Here is a 23,408-nt window from a genome sequence, read left to right as displayed (position 1 = left end):
TCGTGACCTAGGCGCGTTCGATGGTCAGGGTGACCTCGAACGAGACCTCCGCCGACGCCTTGGTCACCACGACGCCGCCGGTGGTGGCGAGACTGAGCCCGAAGGTCGAGGTGACGGTCGAGATCTGCCAACCGTCGTCGGCCGGCCTGTCGGTCGACTCGTCGGCCACCGCGTTCCGCAGCATCGTCGAGATCTCGCGGACGGCGGTGCCGATCTCGTCGGTGCGCTCGCGGAGCAGGGTCGTGACGCGGCGGCTCGGTCCGATCTGGCGGAAGTCGTCGTCCGGGGCGAAGACTTCGACTCTGACCGGTGCTGGTGACATTCTGACCGGTGTCGTTGACATGTGGTCCATCCGAGGGTTCGGGGTCGCGGGAACCAGTGGATCGTGTGCGGGCAGAAGACCCAACGAGACATCGATGCGTTGGGCACGCCACCGAAATGCCCATCGACAGTCCTTATCGGCATTTTTACGGGTCTATCCGCTGACATCGGGTGCGTGATTCACGTCACAGGCGGTAGTCGCTCGACCATCCGGGCAGCAGGCCGATGCCGTCGCGGACTACCGGAGGCCGGGGGTGCTGAGCCGGTGGGTGAGCGCGGTGTGCCGGCGACCGGTACCGGCGGTCCGTACCGCGATGGCGAGGGCCTTGCGGGAACCGGCCAGCACGACGAGTTTCCTGGCCCGGGTGACCGCCGTGTAGAGCAGATTCCGTTGCAGCATCGTGTACGAGCCCATCGTCACCGGGATGACGACGGCGGGATACTCGCTGCCCTGCGACCGGTGCACGGTGATCGCGTACGCGTGCTGGAGTTCGTCGAGCTCGTCGAAGTCGTACTCGATCTCCTCGGCCTCGTCGGTGCGGACGGTGAGTTGGCGGTTCTCCAGGGAGAGGTCGGTGACGACCCCGACGGTGCCGTTGAAGACCCCGGCGGCGCCCTTGTCGTAGTTGTTCCTGATCTGGATCACCTTGTCGCCGACCCGGAAGACCCGCGCGCCGTGCCGGCGTTCCGGTCGGCCCTCCCGGTACGGGGCGAGCGCCTGCTGTAGCGCGGTGTTCAGGCTGCCGGCCCCGGCCGGGCCCCGGTGCATCGGCGTGAGAACCTGGATGTCCTGTGAGCGCAGCCCGAACTTCCGGGGTACCCGACGGGCCACGATGTCCACCACGAGTTCGGCGGTGGCCTCCGGCTCGTCCACCGGGAACAGGAAGAAGTCGGGATACTGGCCGAGGACCGGCGACTGGCCGGCGTTGATCCGGTGCGCGTTGACCACCACACCGGACTCCTGGGCCTGTCGGAAGATCTTCGTCAGCCGGACCCGCGGAACCGGCTCGGCGTTCAGTACGTCCCGGAGCACCTCGCCGGCACCGACCGAGGGAAGCTGGTCCACGTCGCCGACCAGCAGCAGGTGGGCACCCGGCGCCACCGCCTTGATGAGCTTGTTCGCCAGGATCAGGTCGAGCATCGAGGCCTCGTCGACGACGATCAGGTCCGCGTCGATCGGGTTGTCCCGGTCGTGGGTCGGATCGCCGCCGGGACGCAGTTGCAGCAGCCGGTGCACGGTGGCGGCCGGATGGCCGGTGAGTTCGGTCAGCCGCTTCGCCGCCCGCCCGGTCGGCGCGGCGAGCACGATCTTCGCGCCCTTGGCGGCGGCGAGCTGGATCACCGAGGAGACGGTGAACGACTTGCCGCAGCCGGGGCCGCCGGTGAGCACCGCGACCTTCGCGGTGAGGGCGAGCCGGACCGCCGCCTCCTGCTCGGGCGCGAGATCCGCCCCGGTGCGGGTACGCAGCCAGGCCAGCGCCTTCGCCCAGTCCACCGTGGCGAACGCCGGCATCCGGTCACTCTTGTGATGCAGCAGCCGGAGCAGGCTCGCCGCGAGCGCGGACTCGGCCCGGTGGAACGGCACCAGGTAGACCGCCGGGATCGTGCCGCCCTCGGTGCTCGGATTCGGCACCTGCTCGTGGACCACGCCCTCGTCGGCGGCGAGGTCGGTCAGGCAGCTCCGGACCAGTTCCACCGGCACTCCGAGGATCTCGGCCGCGTCCGCCACCAGGTTCGGCTCGGGCAGGTAGCAGTGCCCGCCGTCGGCCGCCTCGGACAAGGTGTACTGGATGCCGGCCCGGACCCGCTGGGGGCTGTCGTGCGGGATGCCGACGGCCTGCGCGATCGTGTCGGCGGTCTTGAAGCCGATGCCCCAGACGTCGGCGGCCAGCCGGTACGGCTCGTTGCGGACGATCGAGATGGAGCCGTCGCCGTACTTCTTGAAGATCCGTACGGCCAGTGAGGTGGAGACCCCGACGCCCTGGAGGAAGACCATCACCTCCTTGATGGACCGTTGCTCGGCCCAGGCGGTGGCGATCATCTTCGTACGCTTGGGTCCCAGTCCCGGCACCTCGACCAGCCGGCCGGACTCCTCCTCGATGATCCGCAGGGTGTCGACGCCGAAGTGCTCGACGATCCGGGTGGCCATCTTCGGGCCGATCCCCTTGATCAGCCCCGAGCCGAGATACCGCTCGATGCCCTGGATCGTCGCCGGCAGCACGGTCGTGTACGACTGCACCTCGAACTGCCGCCCGTACTTCGGATGCGACCCCCACCGCCCGACCAGCCGGACGCTTTCGCCGGGTTGCACTCCGAGCAGCGAGCCGACCACGGTGAGCAGGTCGGAGCCGGACCGGTCGGTGGCGAACCGGGCGATGGTGTAGCCGGTCTCCTCGTTGGCGTACGTGATCCGTTCCAGCACCGCTTCCAGCACCGCCCCGGCGGGGCGGTCGGTGGGGGGTCGCTCCGCGATCGGTGCCTGCTGTGCCGTCACCACAGCATCATGCAGCACACCTCTGGCAGACATTGCGCAGCAGCCACTCCAGGCCCGTCGGCCCCGACCGTCGCCACCTCGGGTGATCCGGGTCCGGGGCGGCCCGGTCCGGCCTAGCGTGAGGCCATGGACGACGGGGAGCGGGCGCTGGTGATCGACGGCGAACTGCACGACCTGCTGGTCATGCTCGCCAGCAGCCGGGGCGAGACGGCGGGGGAGACGGCGACCCGGCTGATCGAGGCCGAGTTCGACCGGATCAACCCGGGCATGCTGGACGACATCCGCCGGCCCGGCGCGGCGATCAAACGCCTGTACGCGGCGACCGGACGGCCGATCCCGGAGGTGTTCCGGGAGTCGGTCGAACCCGAGTTCGGCCGGGCGGCGGCGTTACGCGAACTCGACGACACCGGAGAGTTCCACCGCGTCTAGTTCGAAACCGGACCGGCTACGGCTTCGAAACCGGGCCGGCTACGGCGAGGCAAGGACCGACCGGGAGGGGGATCCTGAAGCGGCAAGCCATCGTTCACGATAAATGCCTTGGTGTCCGGGGGAGCATCCCCGGCGCCGGCAGTCGAGAGCGAGGGGTCCACCGTGCATGACCGTCCGTCCCGACCGGCCCGATGGTGGGCCCGTACCCTGATCCTGCCCGTCCTTGCCGTCGCCCTGATCGCCGGGAGCGGTACCGCGGCGTACGCCGCCGAGGACACGGAGCCGCCGAGCACCCCGGGGCCGATCACCGTCGCCGGAACCACCGCCAACTCGGTGCAGCTCACCTGGGCCGCCTCCACCGACAACGTCGGAGTGGCCTCGTACCAGGTCTCGCAGATCTTCACCGATGTCGGGGTGATGCGGACGACCACCACCAACAGCATTCTGATCACCGGAATGCTGCCGTCCCGGACGTACACCTTCAGCGTCTGGGCCGTGGACGCGGCCGGTAACCGCTCGACCGCGCCGCCGGCGCTGCGCTTCACTCAGCCTCCGGGCGACAGCCAGCCGCCGACGGCACCTTCCGCACTGGCCGTGCGGACGGTCGGGGAGACCAGCGTCAACCTCGGCTGGGACCCGTCGACCGACAACGTCCTGCTCGCCCAGTACGACGTGCTGTCGGTCACCCCGACCGGCAACACCGTCGTGGCCCGGGTCTGGCTGCTGCCGCCCGCCTACCCCTCGACCTCGGTGACGGTCACCGGGCTGACCCCGGGTACCACCTACACCTTCGCGGTGCGTGCCCTGGACGAGGCCGGCAACCACTCGGCGCTGTCCAACCCGGTCACCGTGACCACCGGCCCGACTCCCGAGCCGACGCCCGCCTGCGTCGTGCGGCACCGGGTCGTCGCGCAGTGGCACGGCGGGTTCCAGGCCGAACTGGCGATCACGAACACCGGCCCGACGACGATCAGCGGCTGGACGGTGACCTGGTCCTTCCCGAGTTCGCAGCGGATCGTCTCGATCTGGGGAGCGGCGCTGGTCAGCCAGACCGGGGATACCGTCGCGCTCCGCGACGCCCGGTACAACGCGACGATCCGACCGGACGGCACGGTGGTCATCGGATACGTCACCAGCGGGTCCGTCCCGCCGACCGCGTTCGCCCTCAATGGCCAGTCCTGTCGGGTCGGATAGGGCGGGCCAGGGTCCCGGACCCGCTCCCGCCACCCGGATACGCCGGTCGGGCTAGCTCCTGCGAGCTAGGCCGATCGGCGGTGTCCGGGCCTGCTATCCATCGCTCATGATAAATGCCTGGGTGTCGGGGGTGCCCCCGGCGCCAGCAGCCGAGAGCGAGGGATGCGTCGTGCGTAGTCGTCCGTCCGGACCGCTCCGATGGTGGGCCCGGTTCCTGAGTGTTCCCGTCCTGGCCATCGCCCTGACCGCCACCGCCGGCCACGCCGGGTACGCGGCCGAAGCCGAGGACACCGAGCCGCCGAGCGTTCCCGGGCAGGTCACCATGGTCGACTACGGCCCCGACGGCGTGCTGCTCACCTGGGCGCCCTCGACCGACAACGTCGCGGTGACCAGCTACCACGTCTCGCAGCAGGTCTCCGACGTCGTCACGATCCGGATCACCAGCACCAACAGCATCGGGATCCCGGCCGCGCCCTCCCGCACCTACCCGTTCAGCGTCCGGGCCGTCGACGCGGCCATGAACATGTCGAGCTGGGCACCCTCGGTGCGCCTGACCATGCCGCCGGGCGACAGCGAGCCGCCGACCACGCCGTCCGGGCTGCGGGTGGGGACGGTCGGGGAGACCGGCGTCGGCCTCGGCTGGGGCGCGTCGACCGACGACATCGTGCTGACCGGGTACGAGGTGCTGTCGGTCACGCCGACCGGCAACACCGTGGTCGCCCGGACCGTGGCGTACCCGCCCTTCTACCCCGTACCCGCGACCTCGGTCTCGGTGAACGGGTTGACACCACGCACCACGTACACGTTCGCGGTGCGCGCGGTGGACGAGGCCGGCAACCATTCGGCGTTGTCCGACCTGGTGACCGTGACCACCGGGCCGGTGCTGGAACCGCCACCGACCTGCGCCGTCCGGTACCGGAGCGCGGCGCAGTGGCAGGGGGGCCGGCGGGCCGAGTTGCTGATCGGGAACCTCAGCCCGACGACGGTCACCGGCTGGACGCTGACCTGGTCCTTCCCGAGTTCGCGGCGGATCGTCGCGGTCTGGGGAGGCGTGCTGGTCGGTCACACCGACGGCGTCGTCACGGTCCGCAACGCCCGTCACAATGCGACGATCCGACCGGGCGGCACGGTCACCATCGGGTACGCCGCCAACGGTTCCGCCTCGCCGACCGGCTTCGAGTTGAACGGCCAGTCCTGCCAGGCCCGGATAGCGCCGGACCGGTCCGGCGCCTAGCCACCGACGCCGGACCGGTCCGGCGCCTAGCCACCGTCTTCTGTCGATATATCGGCGTCGGGTGGACCGATGCCGGAAGCCGAAAGCGAGGAGACATCGTGCGTGACCGTCCATCCCGAACAGCCCTGTCCGGGGCCCGTCGGATCCACTCCGTCCTGGTCATCGTCCTGGCGGTCGTCCTGGCCGCCACGAGCGCCGCCCCGGCGTACGGCGCCGCCGAGGACACCGAGCCGCCGAGCGTTCCCGGCCCGATCGCCATCGCCGAGATCACCGAGACCTCGGTCGTGCTCACCTGGGCCGCCTCCACCGACAACGTCGGCGTCGTCCAGTACGCGGTCTCGTACCTCTACCTCGACATGGGAGGGTCGGCCGCCACGAGCACCAACAGCATCCGGCTCGACAACTTCCGGCCCTCGGGCAGCTACACCTTCAGGGTCACGGCGGTCGACGCGGCCGGCAACCGGTCCCAGTCTCCGCCGACCCTGCTCGTGACCATGCCGCCCGGCGACGACCAGCCGCCGACCACCCCGGGCCGACCGGTCGCGTCGGAGATCACCGACAGGACCGTGAAGCTGAGCTGGGTCCATTCGGTCGAGAACATCCAGCTCGACATCTACCAGATCTTCCGGGTCACCGACGCCGGCAACACCTTCGTCCGCGACGTCAACCAGATACCGAGAGGGCCGAACGAAACCGTGATCGGAGGGCTGACCCCGAGCACGACGTACACCTTCGTGGTGCGGGCCCGGGACGAGGCCGACAACTACTCGGCGTTCTCCGAGCCGGTCACCGTGACCACGCTGCCGGCGACGGAGCCGGACCCGATCTGCACCGTCCGGTACCGCGTCGGCGGACAGTGGCCCGGCGGTGCGCAGGTCGAACTGGTGATCGTGAACCACGCCACGACGGCCATCGACGGCTGGACATTGACCTGGAGCTTCCCGGCCGAGCAGCGATTGCACGCCCTCCGGGGTGCGGTGCTGATCGGCCGGGGCGACGGCACCATCACGGTGCAGAACGCCCGGAACAACGCCACGATCCGACCGGGCGGCACCACCACGGTCGGTTACTTCGCGTCGAGGTCCGGGACGCCGACCGACTTCTGGCTGAACAGCAGGAGGTGCCAGGCCGGATAGCCCGGCGTTGGAATCCTGATCAGCCCGATCGGCCCCGGACAGGGGTGTGGAGGGCGCGCCGGAGCGTGCGCGCCCTCCACTATGGCTGCCCCAGCGCCACCCGACCGGTCGGAACTAAGTTCCTTTCGTACGGGTCGCCGCGTCCTGGGGCATCACTCGCCGTTTTCCTAGATAAACGCACCCGCGCGTTTTTGTCGATTGACAGGTCTACCGATACGGCGAGGGAGTGGATCGCAATGTTGGATCTTCGACGTGTCGGAAGAGGGGATGGCTGACCTCCCACCCCGCGCGGCAGAGATCGCCGCCGAGGTGGAGCGGATCACGGCACTACCGGGTGACGCGGCCGACCGGGTGCCGGAACTGATGGCCGTCCTGCACCGGCTCGTGCCGTACACGGGCTCCGTGATGTTCGTGCTCAATCCGGAACTTCGGGAGTTCGGACTACTGGGTGAATCAGGCTACGCCGAGCCCACTCTCGCCTACCTGCGTAGTTCGGAGCACTACGACGAGATGGAGTTGCTCGGGATGGATCGGGATCGCCCACCGATGTGCGTCCGTGACGCCCCGGTTCCTCCGGCGGAACTGCAGTCCTGGGCGGAACACCTGGAGCCGGCGGGCTTCCGCGAGGGGGTCGGCGTCACGCTGTTCAGTCCGGACGGCCGGCATCTGGGACTCATCACCCTGCACACCGACCATCCGGCGTACCCGAGCGACGAGGCCCGCGACTTTCTGGGGCTGCTCGCCCCGTTGATCTCCGACGCCGTGGACCCGATGCGCTCCATCGTGGTCCTGTCGAACATCGTCGCCGACGCGGAAGCGGGAGTCGTGCTGACCCGGGCCGGCAACGTACTGCCGCTGCCGGGGCTGGCGGGGCATCCGGCGCTGCGACCCGGGTCGGTGGTGCTCGAGGTGGCGGCGTCGGGTCTGGCCGAGGGCGACCTGCACACCTCGTTCCTGTGTCCGTACCAGCCGCCGGACGGGGCCGAAGGTCACATCCGGATCACCGTACTGTCCTGTCCGGCCTCGGTGCCGGCACACCTGCTCGCGGTGGTGCTGACCTCTCCCGCCGGCGACCTGCGCGGACTGACCCGGCGGGAGTTGGAGATCCTCGGTCTGCTCGTCGACGGTTGGTCCAACCAGCGGATGGCCAACCGGTTGCTGATCGCCCAGCGCACCGTGGCCGCGCACATCGAACACATCCTGAGCAAGCTGAACGCCCCGAGCCGCACCCTCGCCGCCGTCCGGGCGCTGCGGCTGGGTCTGTACGTACCGCGGCCCCTGGCCCGGATCCGCCGTTGACCCCTGCGCCTTGTACCGGCGTCTCTCGTTTCGGAGTTGACTGATGAGAAGGCTTCCCCCGTCCGCGTCGGGTGTCGCTCGTGAACTGGCAGGGATCGCCGCAGCACCGAACCTGGGCGATCAGGCGGAGGAGTCACTGGCCCTGATCCACCGGGTGTTCCCCTTCCAGGCAGCCTGGCTCGGGCTGCGCGACGACGAGCATTCCCGGTACATCGGACTCGCCACCACCGGATACGACGACCGCACCCGTCGGTACTTCGGTACCCCTGAGTTGGCGGATCAGATCGACCTGTGCGGGCTGAGTGAGACGCCGGCCCCGCAGTCTGCCCGGGACTCGCCGGTCCCACTCGACGAACTGCCGGTGTGGCCGGAGTACTACCGGCCGGCCGGGTTCCGCGGAGGTCTGGCCGTCGGCCTGTTCACCCGGGACCGCCGACATCTCGGGGTGCTCGTCTTCAACACCGAGAAGTGGGACCATCCGACCAACGAGGAGCGTGACCTGATCGGCGTCCTGGCGTCCCGGATCGCCACTCTGGTCGATCCGATCCGGTCGGTGGCGATGCTGGCCCGGATCGTCCGAGACGCGGTGGGCGGTGTCGTGCTGACCCGGGACGGCACGGCCGTGCCGCTACCCGGCCTGCGGGAGCATGCCCTGCTGGCTCCGGGCTCGGCGTTGCTCACGACAGCCGCCCGGCAGCACGCCCTGGGCAACGGCGGTGGGTCGTTCCTCTGGCCGGTCCGGCCACACACCTGCAACGACGAGAAGGACGAGTTCATCCGGGTCGTGGTGCTGGCCTGCCCTCCGGAACCGTCGCACCTGGTCGCGCTGGTGCTGGTATCCGTCGTGCCCAGCGGCCGGCCCGTCCTGAGCCGGGACGAGCTGATGATCCTGGGCATGCTGCTCGAAGGCTGGTCCGACCAACGGATCGCGGTTGCGATGGATCTTCCGGCCCGCGCCGTCGCCGAGATGACCCACCGGCTCACCATGCGGCTCGGTGCGCCGGACCTGCACACCGCACTGCTGCGCGCGGCCCGGTGGGGCTGGTTCATCCCGCACTGACTCGGCGGCCCGTCGATCTGACCCCGACACCCCGGCCCGGCTGCTCGGGTCGGTACCTGCCTGCCGGTTGTCCGATGGCCGCCGTACCGTTGGCGGGCGCGTGCCCAACTCCCTGGGCGCGGGGGGAGGTGGCGGCGTGGAGCCGATCGTCGAGCTGCGCCGGCTGCTCGCCGACGTGCCATGTGCCGGGCTGGACGATCTGCCCCAGTCGGTGATGGCGGTCGCCCCGGCGCTGGGTGCCAGCGAGATCGTCATCTACGTGGTCGACTACAACCAGACTTTCCTCGTTCCCCTGGACGGGCCAGGCGTGCCCCGCCGCCGGCCGCTGCGGGTGGACGGGAGTCTGGGCGGACGGGCCTTCACCGCCGGCCGTACGCACCGTCGTGCCGGGCGGGTGGGCCGGGCGGGCCGGTTGTGGGTACCGCTGGTGGACGGGTGCCACCGGCTGGGCGTGGTGGAGATCGCCACGACCGGGTCACCCGGGCAGCTACGGGACGCTGCGGACGAATTGGCCGCCGTGGTGGCGCAGCTCCTGATCAGCCGCCGGGCGTACGGCGACAAGATCGAGCGGATCCGGCGACGGGAGCCGATGCAGCTCGCCGCCGAGATCGTCTGGAGTCAACTGCCGCCGCTCAGCTTCACCGCCAGCCGTGCCATGGTGACCGGCATCCTGGAGCCCTGTTACGACATCGGCGGGGACGTGTTCGACTATGCCCTCAACGGCGACCTGCTCTCGGTGGCGCTGTTCGACGCCGTCGGGCACGGCACCGAGGCCAGCCTGCTGGCCACACTCTGCCTGTCGGCCTACCGCAACGCCCGGCGCTGTGGGCTCGACCTGCGGGACACGACGCGCAGCGTGGACAAGCTGATCCATGCGCACCGACCGGGCAGTTTCGCCAGCGCCGTACTCGCCGAGTTGGACTGCGGGACCGGGGCGCTCCGGATGGTCGTCGCCGGGCACCCGGCGCCGCTGCTGCTCCGGGGCGGCCGGCTGGGCCGGGTGCTGCCGGCCCCGACGGCGCTGCCGCTCGGGCTGGGCTACCTGTCCGCCGACGGCCCCCGGGTGGTCGAGGAGATGCTGCATCCGGGCGACCAGTTGCTGCTCTACACCGACGGGGTCATCGAGGCGCGCTCCTCCACCGGCGAGATGTTCGGCGTCGATCGCCTGGTCGACCTGGTCACCCGGGCGCTAGCCGACGGCCTGCCGACGCCGGAGAGCATGCGCCGGCTGGTCGGCGCGATCCTGCGGCACCAGAACGACCAGCTCCAGGACGACGCGACCGCGCTCTTCGTGGAGTGGACTCCGGACGAATCCGGCCTTCGGAGGTCCTGAACAGGACAATCGCCGCGGTTGGTCGATTCGGAAGGTGGCCTGGGTCACATGCCGGAACACGGAGCACCATTTGTTACTTGAGTCGTACAAGCTCAACTAATCGATGGCAGGTGTGTGATGGCAACTCTTCCGGTTCTTCCTCTGACCGACGCTGTCCTGCTGCCCGGCATGGTCATCCCGGTGACCCTCGACGCGACCACCCAGTCCGCAGTCGACGCCGCCCGGGCGACGGGCGACAAGAAGCTTCTGGCCGTGCCCCGGGTCGATGGCGAGTACGGCTCCGTCGGCGTCGTCGCCGCGATCGAGAAGGTCGGCCGACTGCCCAGCGGTGAACCCGCCGCGGTGGTCCGTGGCCTGTCCCGGGCCCGGGTGGGGTCGGGCGTGCCCGGTCCCGGTGCGGCGCTCTGGGTCGAGACGATCGAGATCGACGAGCCCGCGCCCGCCGGCCGGGCCAAGGAACTCGCCCGGGAGTACCGGGCGCTGGTGACGTCGCTGCTCCAGGACCGTGGTGCCTGGCAGGTGATCGACGCGGTGGAGCGGATGACCGACCTCTCCGAACTGGCCGACTCGGCCGGCTACGCGCCGTGGCTCACCCTGGAACAGAAGATCGAACTGCTCGGCGCTCCGGACGTGACCAGCCGGCTCGAACTGCTGGTCACCTGGGTCCGGGACTACCTGGCCGAGCAGGAGGTCACCGAGCAGATCAACTCCGACGTGCGGGAGGGGCTGGAGAAGTCCCAACGCGAGTTCCTGCTCCGCCAGCAGCTCGCCGCGATCCGCAAGGAACTGGGCGAGGACGAGCCGGACGGCTCGGCCGACTACCGGTCCCGGGTCGAGGCCGCCGAACTGCCCGAGAAGGTACGCGAAGCGGCACTGCGCGAGGTCGGCAAGCTGGAGCGGGCCAGCGACGCCTCTCCGGAGGCGGGCTGGATCCGTACCTGGCTCGACACGGTGCTGGAGATGCCGTGGAGCACGCGTACCGAGGACAACACCGACCTGGTCCAGGCCCGGGAGGTGCTGGACGCCGACCACGCCGGCCTGTCCGACGTGAAGGACCGGATCCTGGAGTACCTGGCGGTGCGCAACCGGCGCGCGGCCCGCAACCTCCAGGTGGTCGGCGGCCGTGGCTCGGGTGCGGTGCTGGCCCTGGGCGGTCCGCCCGGAGTCGGCAAGACCAGCCTCGGCGAGTCGGTCGCCCGGGCGCTCGGTCGGAAGTTCGTCCGGGTCTCGCTCGGCGGCATCCGGGACGAGGCCGAGATCCGTGGCCACCGCCGGACGTACGTCGGCGCGCTGCCCGGCCGGATCGTCCGGGCGCTGCGTGAGGCGGGTTCGATGAACCCGGTCGTGCTGCTCGACGAGGTGGACAAGATCTCGGCGGGGTACGCCGGTGACCCGGCCGCCGCCCTGCTGGAGGTGCTGGACCCGGCGCAGAACCACACGTTCCGGGACCACTACCTGGAGGTCGACCTCGACCTGTCGGACGTGCTCTTCCTGGCGACCGCCAACGTGGTCGACGCGATCCCCGGTCCGCTGCTGGACCGGATGGAACTGGTCACCCTCGACGGCTACACCGAGGACGAGAAGGTCGCGATCGCCCGGGACCACCTGCTGCCGAGGCAGTTGGAGCGGGCCGGACTGACCGCCGACGAGGTGAGCATCGCCGACGAGGCGCTGGGCCGGATCGCCGCCGAGTACACCCGCGAGGCAGGAGTACGGCAGCTCGAACGCGCGCTGGCGAAGATCCTCCGCAAGGTCGCGGTCGCGCTGGCCGGGGCCGAGGGACCGGTCCGGGTCGACACCGACAACCTGGCCAGCTACCTGGGCCGGCCCAAGTTCACGCCGGAGTCGGCGGAGCGGACGGCGGTACCCGGGGTGGCCACCGGGCTCGCGGTGACGGGTGCCGGCGGTGACGTCCTGTTCATCGAGGCGACCAGCATGGAGGGCGAGCCGGGGCTGACCCTGACCGGACAGCTCGGCGACGTGATGAAGGAGTCCGCGCACATCGCGCTCTCCTACCTCCGGTCGAACGGCCGGGCGCTGGGGCTGGACCCGAACGCGCTGGCCGGGCGGCGGATCCACCTGCACGTTCCGGCGGGTGCGGTGCCGAAGGACGGCCCGAGCGCGGGCATCACGATGGTCACCGCGCTGGCCTCGCTGGCCAGCGGCCGGCCGGTACGCCCGGAGTTCGGGATGACCGGTGAGGTCACCCTGTCCGGTCGGGTACTGCCGATCGGTGGGGTGAAGCAGAAGCTGCTCGCCGCGCACCGTGCCGGCCTGACCGAGGTGATCATCCCGGCCCGCAACGAGCCGGACCTCGACGACCTGCCGGCCGAGGTGCGGGAGCAGTTGACCGTGCACACCCTGGCCGACGTCGCGGACGTACTCGCGCTGGCCCTGCGGCCGGCCGAGGACCTCGGCGAGTTCGGCACCGTCGACGGCCCGGCGCTCGCCGCGGCCTGAGCGAAGCGGTACGCGAAGGGGCGTCCTCCGTCCGGAGGGCGCCCCTTCGCGCTGTCCACCTCCCGACTCACCGGCTAATTGCGTTGACCTGAACATTGCTTGAGGTCCTAGTGTCGGTGGCTGTCGGTACGGTTCGCGTGTCCGACCGGTGGGGGTGCGTGCGATGGACATGGAAGTCACGGCGTGGATGTCGATGTACAACTCGATGCACGCCCAGCAGGACAAGCGGCCGTTCTCGATGGCCACGCTGCGGCGCATCGCCGGCTTCGCCCGGCGACATCGTCGACGGCTGACGACCTACCTGCTGCTCAGCGTGGTGATGGCCGTGTTGGCGGTGGCCACCCCGGTGCTCGCCGGCCGGGTGGTCGACGCGATCGTCAACGGCGCCGACTCCGACCTGGTGATCGGGCTCGCCGTGCTGATCGGGGTCGTCGCGCTGGCCGAGGCCGGTCTCGGGCTGCTCACCCGGTTCATGTCGGCGAGCATCGGTGAGGGCCTGATCCTCGACCTGCGCACCACCGTCTTCGACCACGTGCAGAAGATGCCGGTCGCGTTCTTCACCCGGACCCGCACCGGGGCGCTGGTGAGTCGGCTGAACAACGACGTCATCGGCGCGCAGCGGGCGTTCAGCGACACCCTCTCCGGCATGGTCGGCAACCTGGTCACGCTGCTCCTCACCCTGGTGGTGATGATCGGGATCTCGTGGCGGATCACCCTGCTCGCGCTGGTGCTGCTGCCGGTCTTCGTGCTGCCGGCCCGCCGGATGGGCAACCGACTGGCCCGGCTGGAGCGGGAGGCGGCCAACCACAACGCGACGATGAGCACCCAGATGACCGAGCGGTTCTCCGCACCCGGGGCGACGCTGATCAAGCTCTTCGGCCGACCGGCGCACGAGTCGGCCGAGTTCGCCGAGCGGGCCCGCCGGGTCCGGGACATCGGGGTACGCACCGCGATGGTCCAGTCGGTCTTCATCACCGCGCTCACCCTGGTCTCGGCGCTCGCGCTCGCCCTCGTCTACGGCCTCGGCGGCTTCTACGCCCTGCGCGGCCAGTTGGAGCCCGGAGCCGTCGTCGCGCTCGCCCTGCTGCTCACCCGCCTCTACGCCCCGCTGACCGCACTGGCCAGCGCCCGGGTCGAGGTGATGAGCGCACTCGTGAGCTTCGAGCGGGTCTTCGAGGTGCTCGACCTGAAGCCGCTGATCACCGAGAAGCCGGACGCCAGGCAGGTGCCGGACGGACCGGTCTCGGTCGAGCTGGACGGGGTGCGGTTCGGCTACCCGTCCGCCGACAAGGTGTCGCTCGCCTCGCTGGAGGAGGTGGCGAACCTGGACACCCGGGGCGGTGTCGACGTGCTGCACGAGGTGTCGTTCAAGGTCGAGCCGGGCCAACTGGTGGCGCTGGTCGGCTCCTCCGGTGCCGGCAAGTCCACCATCGCGCAGCTCGTACCCCGGCTCTACGACGTCGACTCCGGAGCCGTACGCCTCGCGGGGCAGGACGTCCGGGACCTGTCCGCCGACTCGATCCGGGACACGCTCGGCCTGGTCACCCAGGACGGGCACCTGTTCCACGACTCGATCCGGTCCAACCTGCTGCTGGCCCGACCCGAGGCGACCGAGGAAGAACTCTGGGACGCGCTGCGCCGGGCCCGACTCGCCGACCTCATCGGCGGACTTCCCGACGGACTCGACACCGTGGTCGGCGAGCGTGGGTACCGGCTCTCCGGCGGTGAACGTCAGCGGTTGACCATCGCCCGGCTACTGCTGGCCCGCCCCCGGGTGGTGATCCTGGACGAGGCGACCGCACACCTGGACTCGACCTCGGAGGCGGCGGTGCAGGCGGCACTCGGCGAGGCGCTGGCCGACCGTACCGCCCTGGTGATCGCACACCGGCTCTCCACCGTACGGGCCGCCGACCAGATCCTGGTGATCGAGGACGGGCGCATCCTGGAGCGCGGCACCCACGACGAGCTGCTCGCCACCGGTGGCCGGTACGAGGAGCTGTACCGGACCCAGTTCGACCAGGGCGACCGGGCCGAAGCCGACCGGGGCGAACTGGTGCCCGGTTGAGTCGGTGGGTGGTCAGTCGGGGACGCGTACGGCGGAGATGTCGAACTCCAGACCGATCTGCTCGGAGACCATCACCCCGCCGGTCTCCAGCACGGCGTTGAAGCTGACGCCGAAGTCCCTACGGTTGATGGTCGCCGTGCCCGAGAACCCGACCCGCTCGGCGCCCGTCGTGTCGACGGCGGAGCCGTTGAACTCGAACTCGATGGTGATCGGCCGGGTGATCCCCTTGATGGTCAGGTCGCCGGTCACCAGGTAGTGCACGTCGTCGACCCGCTGCACCGCCGTAGTGGCGAAGGTGATCAACGGGTGGTTCGTGGCATCCAGGAAGTCGTTCGTACGCAGGTGGGCGTCCCGCTGCTCGTTCCGGGTGTCCACCGACGCCACCTCGATGGTGACCTGGGCGGTCGACCTGGTCGGGTCGTCGGCGTCGAGGTGGCCGGTGCCGTCGAAGGCGTTGAAGCCGCCCCGGACCTTGGTGACCATCGCGTGCCGGGCGACGAAGCCGAGTCTGCTGTGCGCGGGATCAAGGGTGTAGGTGCCGGTCCGTACCCGGCCGGCGGTGCCGGTTGAGTTCATCGAGCCCTCCGGAGTGTGGTGGGGCGCAGCCATTTTGCTGACGTGTCAGCAATCTATGGCCACCTTTGCTGACGTGTCAACAATTCACCTGGATAGGATTCGGGCGTGACCGCACCGAGGTGGCTCGATGAGCGCGAGGGTCGGATGTGGCGCGCGTACGGCGAGATGCAGCGCCGGTTCGCGACCGCGATCGACCGACAACTGGTCCGGGACGCCGGGCTCTCGGTCGCCGACTACGAGCTGCTGGTGCCGCTCTCCGAGTCGCCGGAACAGCAGATCCGGGCCAGGGACCTCCGGCAGATGCTCGACTGGGACCGCAGCCGCCTGGCCCACCAGGTACGTCGGATGGAGGGCCGGGGACTGGTCACCCGCGCCGAGTGCCCGGGTGACGCCCGGGGCATCATCATCCAGCTCACCGCCGCCGGCCGCCGGGCCATCGAATCCGCCGCGCCGGGACACGTCGCCACCGTGCGCCGGCTCTTCGTGGATCTTCTCAGCGAGGAGGAGATCGCCACATTCACCGCGATCTCCGAACGTGTGCTCGACCGGCTGGCCCAGGAGGAGACCGAGGGCACCCCGACCGCCGTGGCAGGCCGCCGAGGTACGGCCGGACAATGACATCCGTGACAAGTGAGCCACCCCGTTCCGAGTCGCCGCCCAACGCGTCGCTCCCCGTCCAGCCGTCGCCCAGTGCGTCGCCCAGCGCGTCGCTCCCGGCCCAGCCGTCGCCGCCGGAGACCTCGCCTCCGCCGGAGCAGCCGCAGCCCCCGGAGCAGCCGCCGTCTCCGGAGACGGTGCCGCCCCCGGAGCAGCCGCCGCCCCCGGAGACGGTGCCGGAGCCGTCACCGCTGCCCGAGTCGCCGGTCCCGCCGGCCGCCGGCGATCCGTCGCACCCGGTACCGGCGCCCTCGGCGTCGTCAACGTCCGACTCGGGATCGTCGCTGGGAAAGTCGGAGCGGCCGACCTCGGCCAGCGGCAGTTCGTCGCATCCGACCAAGGTCCGGATCGACACCCCCGGCGCCAGCATCGAGATCGAGGCCAACGAGTCGCTGGCCGAGGTCGTGGCGACCGCGATGCGGCTGTTCCACGAGGCCGGTGGCTGGCCACAGGTGGAGAGCCGGTCCGCCGGGTTCGCCCAGGCCGAGCGCCGGGAGACCTACCCGGTGCAGCCCAGCTCGATGCCGTACGGCCCCGGCTCATACCCCGTACAGCTGCCCTAACCGACGCCCCGGGGGCACCCCCGGTGGCTCCGTGACTGGAACACCAGTGAGGTTATCCGAGGAGTTTGACAGCACTGGTGTTCCACTGACCGCCTCCGGCTCACCGTTGACGCGGTTAGCGGCGGGGAGAGGGGGCGTCAGCCGGGGAAGTCCGTGTACCACGGGTAGGTGAAGGCCGCTGGGCCGCCGAAACGGTCGATCATCGGCCAGAGCTGGTCCTCGCCGTTCGAGATGTGCCGTTCGAGAGCGTGCATGCCGTCGTTCTCGGCCCAGCACCAGTCTTCGACGATGTAGACGGGATCCCACTCGCGGACCTGCCAGTAGAGCGTGAGGTCGCGGTTGCGCCAACCGGGGCCGGCGTCGTTGCTTGAGGGTCCGGACACGCAGACCCAGGCGCGCCAGCCAGGCCGTACGGCTGGACAGGGTGCGACGAGCAGCGTGCCGCGCCTAAGTGCTGCGATCAACTCTGGCCGTTGCACCGGGGCTCCTCGTGGGCGCCGCTAGGCCGGATGCTGGGCCGCTGCTCGGAACGTCTCCCGAGGCCGGAGCAGGAACACCTTCGGAGCGACCCGTTCCATGGCGCCGTCGCGGCCGACGACCAGGCCGGCGGCGAAGTCGACCAGTGGCATCGCGTCCGCGTCCGTCAGGCTCGTCAGGTCCATCACCACCGCGAAGCCGTGGCAGAAGTAGTGCCCGACGTGGATCACCTCGTCGTAACTCCGAGGATGCAGCGTCTTGACCATTGCCCCAGTCTCCTCCACCTGGGGGCAAACTCCAGGGCCACGCGGCGCGACAATCCCTGGCATGGGCTACACCCACTACTTCTCGTACGCCCCGGAGAGCGCGCCGTTCCGTCAGGCCTGGCCCCGGATGCGGGTCGACGCCGCGCTGATCCTCGACCGGGTGGAGGCGACCGGGGTACGGCTCTGCCGGGATCCCTTCGAGGGGACGATGCCGCCCGAGTACGAGGTGATCGCCGTCAACGGCAGCGTGGACGACGAGCAGTACTGCGAGCCGCTGGTGTTGGCGCCACGCTGGCCGGGCAGCCGGCACCTGACCAGCGACGGTCGGGTGGTCGGGTTCTGTAAGACCGGTCGGCACCCCTACGACCTCGCGGTGACCGCGATCCTGCTCCGCTGCCACCGGCTGCTTCCAGACGGGTTCGCGATCCACAGCGACGGCGCCTGGGATGCCGAGTGGCGTTGGGGGGACCGGGTGCCGAGCCGTGGTCTGCCGAGTCCCCGGTTCCTCGTCGCCGAGCTGTTCGGAGACGACGCCCCCGACTGTCCGTTCGACCGGGACCGGGTCTTTACTGGCGGCTGACCCGCTAACGAAGGCGGCGGAAGAACGCCCGGATGTCGTCGACGAGCAGTTCGGGCGCTTCCAGGGCGGCGAAGTGTCCGCCCCGGTCGAACTCCGACCAGTGCACGACGTTGTGCTCCCGTTCCGATATCCGGCGGATGGCGGGATCGGTCGGGAAGACCGCGACTCCGGTCGGCACCGTGGAGCGTACGACCGGCCCCGGCGAGGCCGCCCGGGTCTCGTAGTAGAGCTGGGCCGAGGTGGCACCGGTGCCGGTCAGCCAGTAGAGCGTGGCGTTGGTGAGCAGGACGTCCCGGTCCACCGCCTCGTGCGGCAGCTCGTGTGCCGGATCCGTCCACTCCTTGAACTTGTCGAGGATCCAGCCGAGCTGGCCGACGGGCGAGTCGGTCAACGCGTACGCCAGGGTCTGGGGTCGGGTGCCCTGGATGTCGGCGTAGCCGGTGCCGTACCGCCGGACCTGCTCTGCGGCGGCGATTCGGGCCTGTTCGGTGTCGGTGAGTCCGACGAGGTCCGCCGGATCGGCGGACGGGAACGCCAACCCGCCGTTGAGATGCACTCCGACGACCCGCTCCGGGGCCAGCCTGCCGAGCAGGGGTGAGACGACCGAGCCGGTGTCGCCGCCCTGCGCGCCGTACCGGTGGTAGCCGAGCCGGGCCATCAACTCCGCCCAGGCTCGGGCGATCCGGTCGTGGTTCCAGCCCGGCTCGGACAGTGGGGTGGAGAACCCGAACCCGGGCACCGACGGGGCGACGACGTGGAACGCGTCGGCCGGATCGTCGCCGTGGGCGCGTGGGTCGGTGAGCGGTCCCATGACGTACAGGAACTCGACTATCGATCCTGGCCAGCCGTGCGTGAGGATCAGCGGCATCGCGTCCGGCTCGGGTGACCGGACGTGCAGGAAGTGCAGGCGCTGACCGTCGATGTCGGTGGTGAACTGGGCGAACTCGTTCAGCCGCGCCTCCCAGGCCCGCCAGTCGTACCCGTGCAGCCAGTGCCGCACCAACTCGGTCAGGTAGTCGACCGGTACGCCCCGGTCCCAGCCGACGCCCGGCAGCCCGGCCGGCCACCGGGTTCGGCGTAGGCGTTCCCGCAGGTCGTCCAGGGCGGGGTGGGGGATGTTGATCCGAAAGTCGTGGACATCTGCCATGTGGAGGTCTGCTGCCCGTTCCGGCGCCCAGGTACACCGGATATAGCGTGGTGCCGTGGGCAACCCCTTGCAGATGCTGTCGTTGGAGGATCTCCGCCGCCGTACGAGTGAGAAGTGGCGGCGGTACCCGCCGGACGTCCTGCCGGCCTGGGTCGCCGAGATGGACGTACCGCTCGCCGAGCCGGTCGCCCAGGCGCTGACCGACGCGATCGCGCTCAGCGACACCGGGTACCCGAGTGGTACGGACTACGCCGAGGCGCTCGCCGAGTTCGCCGGTCAGCGCTGGGGTTGGACGCCGAAGATCGAGCACACCGCGATCGTGCCGGACGTGATGCTGGGCATCGTCGAGGTGCTGAAGCTGCTCACCGGGCACGGCGACGCGGTGGTCATCAACCCGCCGGTGTACCCGCCGTTCTTCGACTTCATCGCCGGGATGGACCGACGGGTCGTCGAGGCGCCGCTCCGCGCAGACCACCGGCTCGACCCGGAGGCGCTGGACCGGGCGTTCGCCGAAGCCGTCGCTGGCGGGCGGCGGGCAGCCTTCCTGCTGTGCAGCCCGCACAACCCGACCGGCACCGTGCACACCGCCGACGAACTCGCGATGGTGACCGAGCTGGCCGACCGGCACGGCGTACGCGTGGTGGTGGACGAGATCCACGCGCCGCTGGTCCATCCCGGGGCGACGTTCCTGCCGTACCTCTCGTTGCCCGGCAGTGAACGCGGCTTCGCGCTGCTGTCCGCGTCGAAGGCGTGGAACCTGGCCGGGGTGAAGGCCGCGGTGGCGGTCGCCGGCCCGGAGGCGGCGGCCGACCTGGCCCGGATGCCGAAGGTGGCCGGCGACGGTGCCTCCCATCTCGGCGTGATCGCGCACGTCGCCGCGCTCCGGTACGGCGTGCCGTGGCTCGACGGTCTCCTGGCGGGCCTGGATCACAACCGTCGACTGCTGGGCACCCTGCTCGCCGAGCAACTGCCCCAGGTCCGGTACCGGATTCCGGACGGCACCTATCTGGCCTGGCTGGACTGCCGGGAGTTGGAACTGCCCGGCGGCGGGGCCGACGACCGGCGCGCGGACCCGGCCGGGGTGTTCCTGGAGCGTGGCCAAGTCGCCGTCGTGCCGGGAGCGGTCTTCGGCACCGGCGGGACCGGACACGTCCGGTTCAACTTCGGCACCTCCAAGGAACTGGTCACCGAGGCCGTCCGCCGGATGGCCGCCGCACTGCGCTGAGTCGACCGCCGCCGCTCAGAAGTCGCGCCACTCGTCGAACCAGGAATCGGCCTGCTCGGCCGGCACCCCGGCTCGCCGGGCCAGGCCGGCGAACGCGTCCCCGGCCTCCTCCCGGTTGACGGTGTCGATGAGCCCGTACTTTTCGTCGGCCCTGTTCAGGGCGTCGACCAGGGTCTTCAGGATTCGTTCGACCTCGCCGGTACGGGACGGGTGGTCGGTGGGCAGCCGGTCGACGGCACGCAGTGCGGCGGCGTACGCCCGGCACGCGGCGGCGCCGCCGCGCGGATCGTCGTCGACCCAGTCCCGGAACGGGTTGCCGACGTTGGCGGCCAACCAGGTGTCGGCCTTCGCGCCGCGCACCGTGAGGCCGACTTCGGTGTTCCGGTAGCGGGCCTTGAGCGGGGCGACGACCGAACGGGGAAGCCCGTCGACCTCCAGACGGCGAAGCCGTGGCAGGTCGGGCAGGGTTGCCGCGTCGCAACCGTATGCGTTGCCGAGTCGCAGGGTGTGCAAGCGGTGCAGCGACGCCATGGCATCCGGGTCGACGAGCCGGCCCGGCGGCTTCTGCCAGCTGATGCTGAGCGTTTCGAGTTCGGTGAGTACCCCGAGAGGCGCCGCCAGGATCACCCCGTCGCCGCGCAGCACGAGGTGTCGTACCGCACGAAGTCCTTCCGGTAGCGGGGCCGGCACCGCCGGAACCTCGGCGGTGAGGTCGAGCCAGCGACCCCGCTCGGCCACCAGCACGGTACGCGGGAGGCCGCCGAGCAGGGTGAGACCGAGCAGTTCGGGTGGCAGCCGTACGGTCCGGAGGTCGGAGCCGGACAACGCCAGGTCCGTCAGGCCGGAGTCGCCGAGGTTCACCTCCGGCGGCGCGTCCCGCCAGCCCAGATAGGAAATCATCGGTCGGGTCGCGAGGAAGTCGGACAGGCCCCGGTCCGGTCCCGACCAGAAGAGGGTGGTGCACCGGGGCAGGGCGTCCAGCCCGGCCCACCGGACGTCGCCCGACGTCGGCACCAGGGGCGACCGGGTCAGGTCGAGCTGTCCGACGCCCGCGCCCATCTCCGCCGGCTGTCCGCCGAGGTTTACCCGAACCGGGCCACGACCGGCCCCCGCCCGGTACGCCGCCTTCGAGGCCGCGGGCAGTCGCTCCCAGCGGCGTTGCGCGACGACCTGGCGCGGAAGGTACAGCCATTCGGCGTACCCGTTCGGCGTCGTCGACACCTCCGGGCGCACCGGTTGGACGCCCAGCCAGGTGAAGTCGGGTGGGACGGGGTGGTGCGCGAAGACTCCCACGCCGTCCGGCCGCCCGTCGTGCGCGTGGTGGTCGAGGCGCAGCGGCCCGGCCCCGGCGAGCTGCGCCAACGTGGGCGTCTCCGCCGAGTACCAGTCCAGCAGGTGGACCAGCGCACTGTCCGGCGCGACGCTCGCGACCTGGCAGGCGCCGTACCCGCCGAGCGGCAGGGGCATCGCGGCGACGCTGCCGGGTCGGACCTCGGCGGGGAAGGCGGCGGTCGGCACTGCGCGATGCTACGTAGCCGGTACGACGACTCCCGGTGGCAGACTGCTCGGCATGAACGACGGCGTAGCGACCCGGAACGGCGTACGGGTGACCGAGGGTGGTGCCGGGCAGCCCGTACTGCTGCTGTTGCACGGGATGGGCGCGACCGGTGACGTCTGGCGCGGCTGGTGCGACCTGCTCGGCAAACGGTGGCCGGGCCGGTGGCTGGCGCCGGACCTGCCGGGACACGGCGGCTCGGCACCGCTCGACCGGTACACGTTCGAGTCCTTCGCCGCCGCGATCGCCGGGTTGCTGGATCCCGGCGACCGGGTGGTGGTGCTGGGACAGTCGCTGGGCGGTGCGGTCGGACTGGCCCTGGCCGGCATGGTCGGTGCCCGGTCTCCGGCCGGCGTGGGCGGTGCGAGGGCTTCGGCTGGTGTCGGCGGTGCGGGGCCTTCGGCGGGTGCCAGGGCCGGCTGGTCGGTGGAGGCCGTCGTCGGGATCGGCGTGAAGGTCGCCTGGACCCCGGACGAACTGGCCAGGACCGGTGTGCTGGCCGAGCGGCCGGTGGCCTGGTACGACTCCCGGGCCGAGGCGGCCCAGCGGTACCTGCGAATCTCCGGGCTGACCGGCCTGCTCGACGCCGACGACTCCGAAGTGGACGCCGGGCTGGTGGCCGCGGCGGACGGGCGGTGGCGGCTGGCCATGGACCCCCGCGCCTTCGCCGTCGGGGCACCGGTGATCGCCGACCTGCTGCTGGGCGCCGTACCGGCTCCGGTGCTGCTGGCCAGGGGAGAGCGGGACCCGCTGGTCAGCGACGACGATCTCGCCCGGCTGGGCGTACCGGCGACGACACTGCCCGGACTGGGACACAACGCCCACGTCGAGGACCCGGCGGCGGTGGCGGGCCTGCTGGAGCCGTACGGTCTGACGCCCCGGGACTGAGCCTGCCTCGCCGGACCGGCCCTTGATCCGAGTACTGGTGTGGCCATCTCGCGCCGGATCGGGCGGTTTCTGGCCCGATGTCCGGATCTCGGCATGATCAGTTTGGTGGATGGGCCGGTTGGCGGGAACACCCGGGGGCCCGCCACGGTTGTACCCGGCGTAGGTCCGCAGCAGCCCGCCCCCGGCGCAGGTCGGGGTCTGGGGTTGTCTGTCGGGTTGGGGCCCGGTTCGGGTCCCCGGGTCCGGTGATCCGCCCGTGGTCAGACACGGTCGGGTGGCCGGGAACCCGGGAATGCCGACCGCCGGCCCGTGGTTACATCTCCCGTACGCCCGGAGCACGCACAGTAGTGCTGATCGCCTGGGCGCCCGGCGGGGATCTCCCCGCTGTTTTCCTTTCTGACGAGCCGTTGATGGTGACGCGCACCCCCGCGCGTCGCGTGGATCGCGGT

21 protein-coding genes are annotated in these 23,408 nt (G+C 70.8%); 14 read left to right on the top strand and 7 right to left on the bottom strand.

Annotated features, from left to right (window positions below):
- Window positions 1-7: 7 nt before the first annotated feature.
- Both ACFP2T_RS21795 and recD2 read right to left on the bottom strand, forming a co-directional pair.
- Window positions 8-322 carry a CU044_2847 family protein gene (locus ACFP2T_RS21795; protein ID WP_377424568.1) on the bottom strand — a complete coding sequence of 105 codons (315 nt, stop codon included), beginning with the start codon at window positions 320-322 and terminating at the stop codon, window positions 8-10.
- Between the two features lie 237 nt (window positions 323-559).
- The gene (gene recD2, locus ACFP2T_RS21790) at window positions 560-2,794 is read right to left on the bottom strand and encodes an SF1B family DNA helicase RecD2 (RefSeq protein ID WP_377425174.1); all 2,235 of its coding nucleotides are present in this window, start codon (window positions 2,792-2,794) and stop codon (window positions 560-562) included.
- Between the two features lie 147 nt (window positions 2,795-2,941).
- Between recD2 and ACFP2T_RS21785 the strand changes: the two genes are divergently transcribed.
- The 9 genes from ACFP2T_RS21785 to ACFP2T_RS21745 all read left to right on the top strand — a co-directional run bounded on the left by ACFP2T_RS21785 (window position 2,942) and on the right by ACFP2T_RS21745 (window position 15,025).
- A complete protein-coding gene (locus ACFP2T_RS21785) occupies window positions 2,942-3,244 on the top strand; it encodes a hypothetical protein (RefSeq protein WP_377424567.1) in 303 nt (100 codons plus the stop codon).
- A gap of 162 nt (window positions 3,245-3,406) precedes the next feature.
- Window positions 3,407-4,438, top strand: coding sequence for a cellulose binding domain-containing protein (locus ACFP2T_RS21780; RefSeq protein WP_377424565.1), 1,032 nt, complete (start codon window positions 3,407-3,409; stop codon window positions 4,436-4,438).
- A 169-nt stretch (window positions 4,439-4,607) separates the two neighbouring features.
- Window positions 4,608-5,672 (top strand): cellulose binding domain-containing protein, encoded by a 1,065-nt coding sequence (locus ACFP2T_RS21775; protein ID WP_377424564.1) that lies wholly within the window; start codon window positions 4,608-4,610, stop codon window positions 5,670-5,672.
- Between the two features lie 98 nt (window positions 5,673-5,770).
- Window positions 5,771-6,808, top strand: a complete 1,038-nt coding sequence (locus ACFP2T_RS21770; protein ID WP_377424563.1) for a fibronectin type III domain-containing protein — start codon at window positions 5,771-5,773, stop codon at window positions 6,806-6,808.
- A 267-nt stretch (window positions 6,809-7,075) separates the two neighbouring features.
- A complete protein-coding gene (locus tag ACFP2T_RS21765; RefSeq protein ID WP_377424562.1) occupies window positions 7,076-8,107 on the top strand; it encodes a helix-turn-helix transcriptional regulator in 1,032 nt (343 codons plus the stop codon).
- 43 nt (window positions 8,108-8,150) lie between these two features.
- On the top strand, window positions 8,151-9,167 hold the full coding sequence (locus tag ACFP2T_RS21760) for a hypothetical protein (RefSeq protein ID WP_377424560.1): 1,017 nt from the start codon (window positions 8,151-8,153) through the stop codon (window positions 9,165-9,167).
- A 136-nt stretch (window positions 9,168-9,303) separates the two neighbouring features.
- Complete coding sequence (locus ACFP2T_RS21755) at window positions 9,304-10,500, top strand: PP2C family protein-serine/threonine phosphatase (protein ID WP_377424558.1); 1,197 nt, start codon at window positions 9,304-9,306, stop codon at window positions 10,498-10,500.
- Between the two features lie 117 nt (window positions 10,501-10,617).
- A complete protein-coding gene (gene lon, locus ACFP2T_RS21750; protein ID WP_377424557.1) occupies window positions 10,618-12,960 on the top strand; it encodes an endopeptidase La in 2,343 nt (780 codons plus the stop codon).
- Window positions 12,961-13,123: 163 nt separating this feature from the next.
- Window positions 13,124-15,025 (top strand): ABC transporter ATP-binding protein, encoded by a 1,902-nt coding sequence (locus ACFP2T_RS21745; protein WP_377424555.1) that lies wholly within the window; start codon window positions 13,124-13,126, stop codon window positions 15,023-15,025.
- Window positions 15,026-15,037: 12 nt separating this feature from the next.
- Here the strand turns inward: ACFP2T_RS21745 and ACFP2T_RS21740 are convergent, their stop codons facing one another.
- On the bottom strand, window positions 15,038-15,601 hold the full coding sequence (locus ACFP2T_RS21740; protein ID WP_377424554.1) for a YceI family protein: 564 nt from the start codon (window positions 15,599-15,601) through the stop codon (window positions 15,038-15,040).
- A 105-nt stretch (window positions 15,602-15,706) separates the two neighbouring features.
- On the opposite strand from ACFP2T_RS21740, the gene ACFP2T_RS21735 reads away from it, so the two are divergent.
- On the top strand, window positions 15,707-16,219 hold the full coding sequence (locus ACFP2T_RS21735) for a MarR family winged helix-turn-helix transcriptional regulator (protein ID WP_377424552.1): 513 nt from the start codon (window positions 15,707-15,709) through the stop codon (window positions 16,217-16,219).
- A gap of 5 nt (window positions 16,220-16,224) precedes the next feature.
- Window positions 16,225-16,821 carry a hypothetical protein gene (locus ACFP2T_RS21730; protein ID WP_377424550.1) on the top strand — a complete coding sequence of 199 codons (597 nt, stop codon included), beginning with the start codon at window positions 16,225-16,227 and terminating at the stop codon, window positions 16,819-16,821.
- Between the two features lie 137 nt (window positions 16,822-16,958).
- On the opposite strand, the gene ACFP2T_RS21725 is transcribed toward ACFP2T_RS21730, so the two are convergent.
- The gene (locus ACFP2T_RS21725; protein WP_377424548.1) at window positions 16,959-17,204 is read right to left on the bottom strand and encodes a hypothetical protein; all 246 of its coding nucleotides are present in this window, start codon (window positions 17,202-17,204) and stop codon (window positions 16,959-16,961) included.
- Between the two features lie 117 nt (window positions 17,205-17,321).
- Entirely contained in the window at window positions 17,322-17,564 is a 243-nt protein-coding gene (locus ACFP2T_RS21720) for a cell division protein SepF (RefSeq protein ID WP_377424546.1), read from the bottom strand.
- A 61-nt stretch (window positions 17,565-17,625) separates the two neighbouring features.
- On the opposite strand from ACFP2T_RS21720, the gene ACFP2T_RS21715 reads away from it, so the two are divergent.
- Window positions 17,626-18,144, top strand: coding sequence for a hypothetical protein (locus tag ACFP2T_RS21715; protein ID WP_377424545.1), 519 nt, complete (start codon window positions 17,626-17,628; stop codon window positions 18,142-18,144).
- Window positions 18,145-18,148: 4 nt separating this feature from the next.
- On the opposite strand, the gene ACFP2T_RS21710 is transcribed toward ACFP2T_RS21715, so the two are convergent.
- Window positions 18,149-19,291 carry an epoxide hydrolase family protein gene (locus ACFP2T_RS21710; RefSeq protein ID WP_377424544.1) on the bottom strand — a complete coding sequence of 381 codons (1,143 nt, stop codon included), beginning with the start codon at window positions 19,289-19,291 and terminating at the stop codon, window positions 18,149-18,151.
- Between the two features lie 73 nt (window positions 19,292-19,364).
- On the opposite strand from ACFP2T_RS21710, the gene ACFP2T_RS21705 reads away from it, so the two are divergent.
- The gene (locus tag ACFP2T_RS21705) at window positions 19,365-20,516 is read left to right on the top strand and encodes a MalY/PatB family protein (RefSeq protein ID WP_377425173.1); all 1,152 of its coding nucleotides are present in this window, start codon (window positions 19,365-19,367) and stop codon (window positions 20,514-20,516) included.
- A gap of 15 nt (window positions 20,517-20,531) precedes the next feature.
- On the opposite strand, the gene ACFP2T_RS21700 is transcribed toward ACFP2T_RS21705, so the two are convergent.
- Entirely contained in the window at window positions 20,532-22,034 is a 1,503-nt protein-coding gene (locus ACFP2T_RS21700; RefSeq protein WP_377424543.1) for a leucine-rich repeat domain-containing protein, read from the bottom strand.
- 52 nt (window positions 22,035-22,086) lie between these two features.
- On the opposite strand from ACFP2T_RS21700, the gene ACFP2T_RS21695 reads away from it, so the two are divergent.
- Complete coding sequence (locus ACFP2T_RS21695) at window positions 22,087-22,959, top strand: alpha/beta fold hydrolase (RefSeq protein ID WP_377424542.1); 873 nt, start codon at window positions 22,087-22,089, stop codon at window positions 22,957-22,959.
- The last annotated feature ends 449 nt before the right edge of the window (window positions 22,960-23,408 follow it).

It is taken from the genome of Plantactinospora solaniradicis (genome assembly GCF_042658085.1).
Lineage (GTDB): Bacteria > Actinomycetota > Actinomycetes > Mycobacteriales > Micromonosporaceae > Plantactinospora > Plantactinospora solaniradicis.
The sequence above is the reverse complement of the archived record's forward strand: the minus strand, read 5'-3'. Positions and strand labels throughout refer to the sequence as shown.

Coding starts and splice junctions, on each gene's coding strand:
- ACFP2T_RS21795 (WP_377424568.1), bottom strand. CDS start 322: ATGTCACCAGCACCGGTCAGAGTCGAAGTCTTCGCCCCGGACGACGAC.
- ACFP2T_RS21785 (WP_377424567.1), top strand. CDS start 2,942: ATGGACGACGGGGAGCGGGCGCTGGTGATCGACGGCGAACTGCACGAC.
- ACFP2T_RS21765 (WP_377424562.1), top strand. CDS start 7,076: ATGGCTGACCTCCCACCCCGCGCGGCAGAGATCGCCGCCGAGGTGGAG.
- ACFP2T_RS21760 (WP_377424560.1), top strand. CDS start 8,151: ATGAGAAGGCTTCCCCCGTCCGCGTCGGGTGTCGCTCGTGAACTGGCA.
- lon (WP_377424557.1), top strand. CDS start 10,618: ATGGCAACTCTTCCGGTTCTTCCTCTGACCGACGCTGTCCTGCTGCCC.
- ACFP2T_RS21745 (WP_377424555.1), top strand. CDS start 13,124: ATGGACATGGAAGTCACGGCGTGGATGTCGATGTACAACTCGATGCAC.
- ACFP2T_RS21740 (WP_377424554.1), bottom strand. CDS start 15,601: ATGAACTCAACCGGCACCGCCGGCCGGGTACGGACCGGCACCTACACC.
- ACFP2T_RS21720 (WP_377424546.1), bottom strand. CDS start 17,564: ATGGTCAAGACGCTGCATCCTCGGAGTTACGACGAGGTGATCCACGTC.
- ACFP2T_RS21715 (WP_377424545.1), top strand. CDS start 17,626: ATGGGCTACACCCACTACTTCTCGTACGCCCCGGAGAGCGCGCCGTTC.
- ACFP2T_RS21710 (WP_377424544.1), bottom strand. CDS start 19,291: ATGGCAGATGTCCACGACTTTCGGATCAACATCCCCCACCCCGCCCTG.
- ACFP2T_RS21705 (WP_377425173.1), top strand. CDS start 19,365: ATGCTGTCGTTGGAGGATCTCCGCCGCCGTACGAGTGAGAAGTGGCGG.
- ACFP2T_RS21695 (WP_377424542.1), top strand. CDS start 22,087: ATGAACGACGGCGTAGCGACCCGGAACGGCGTACGGGTGACCGAGGGT.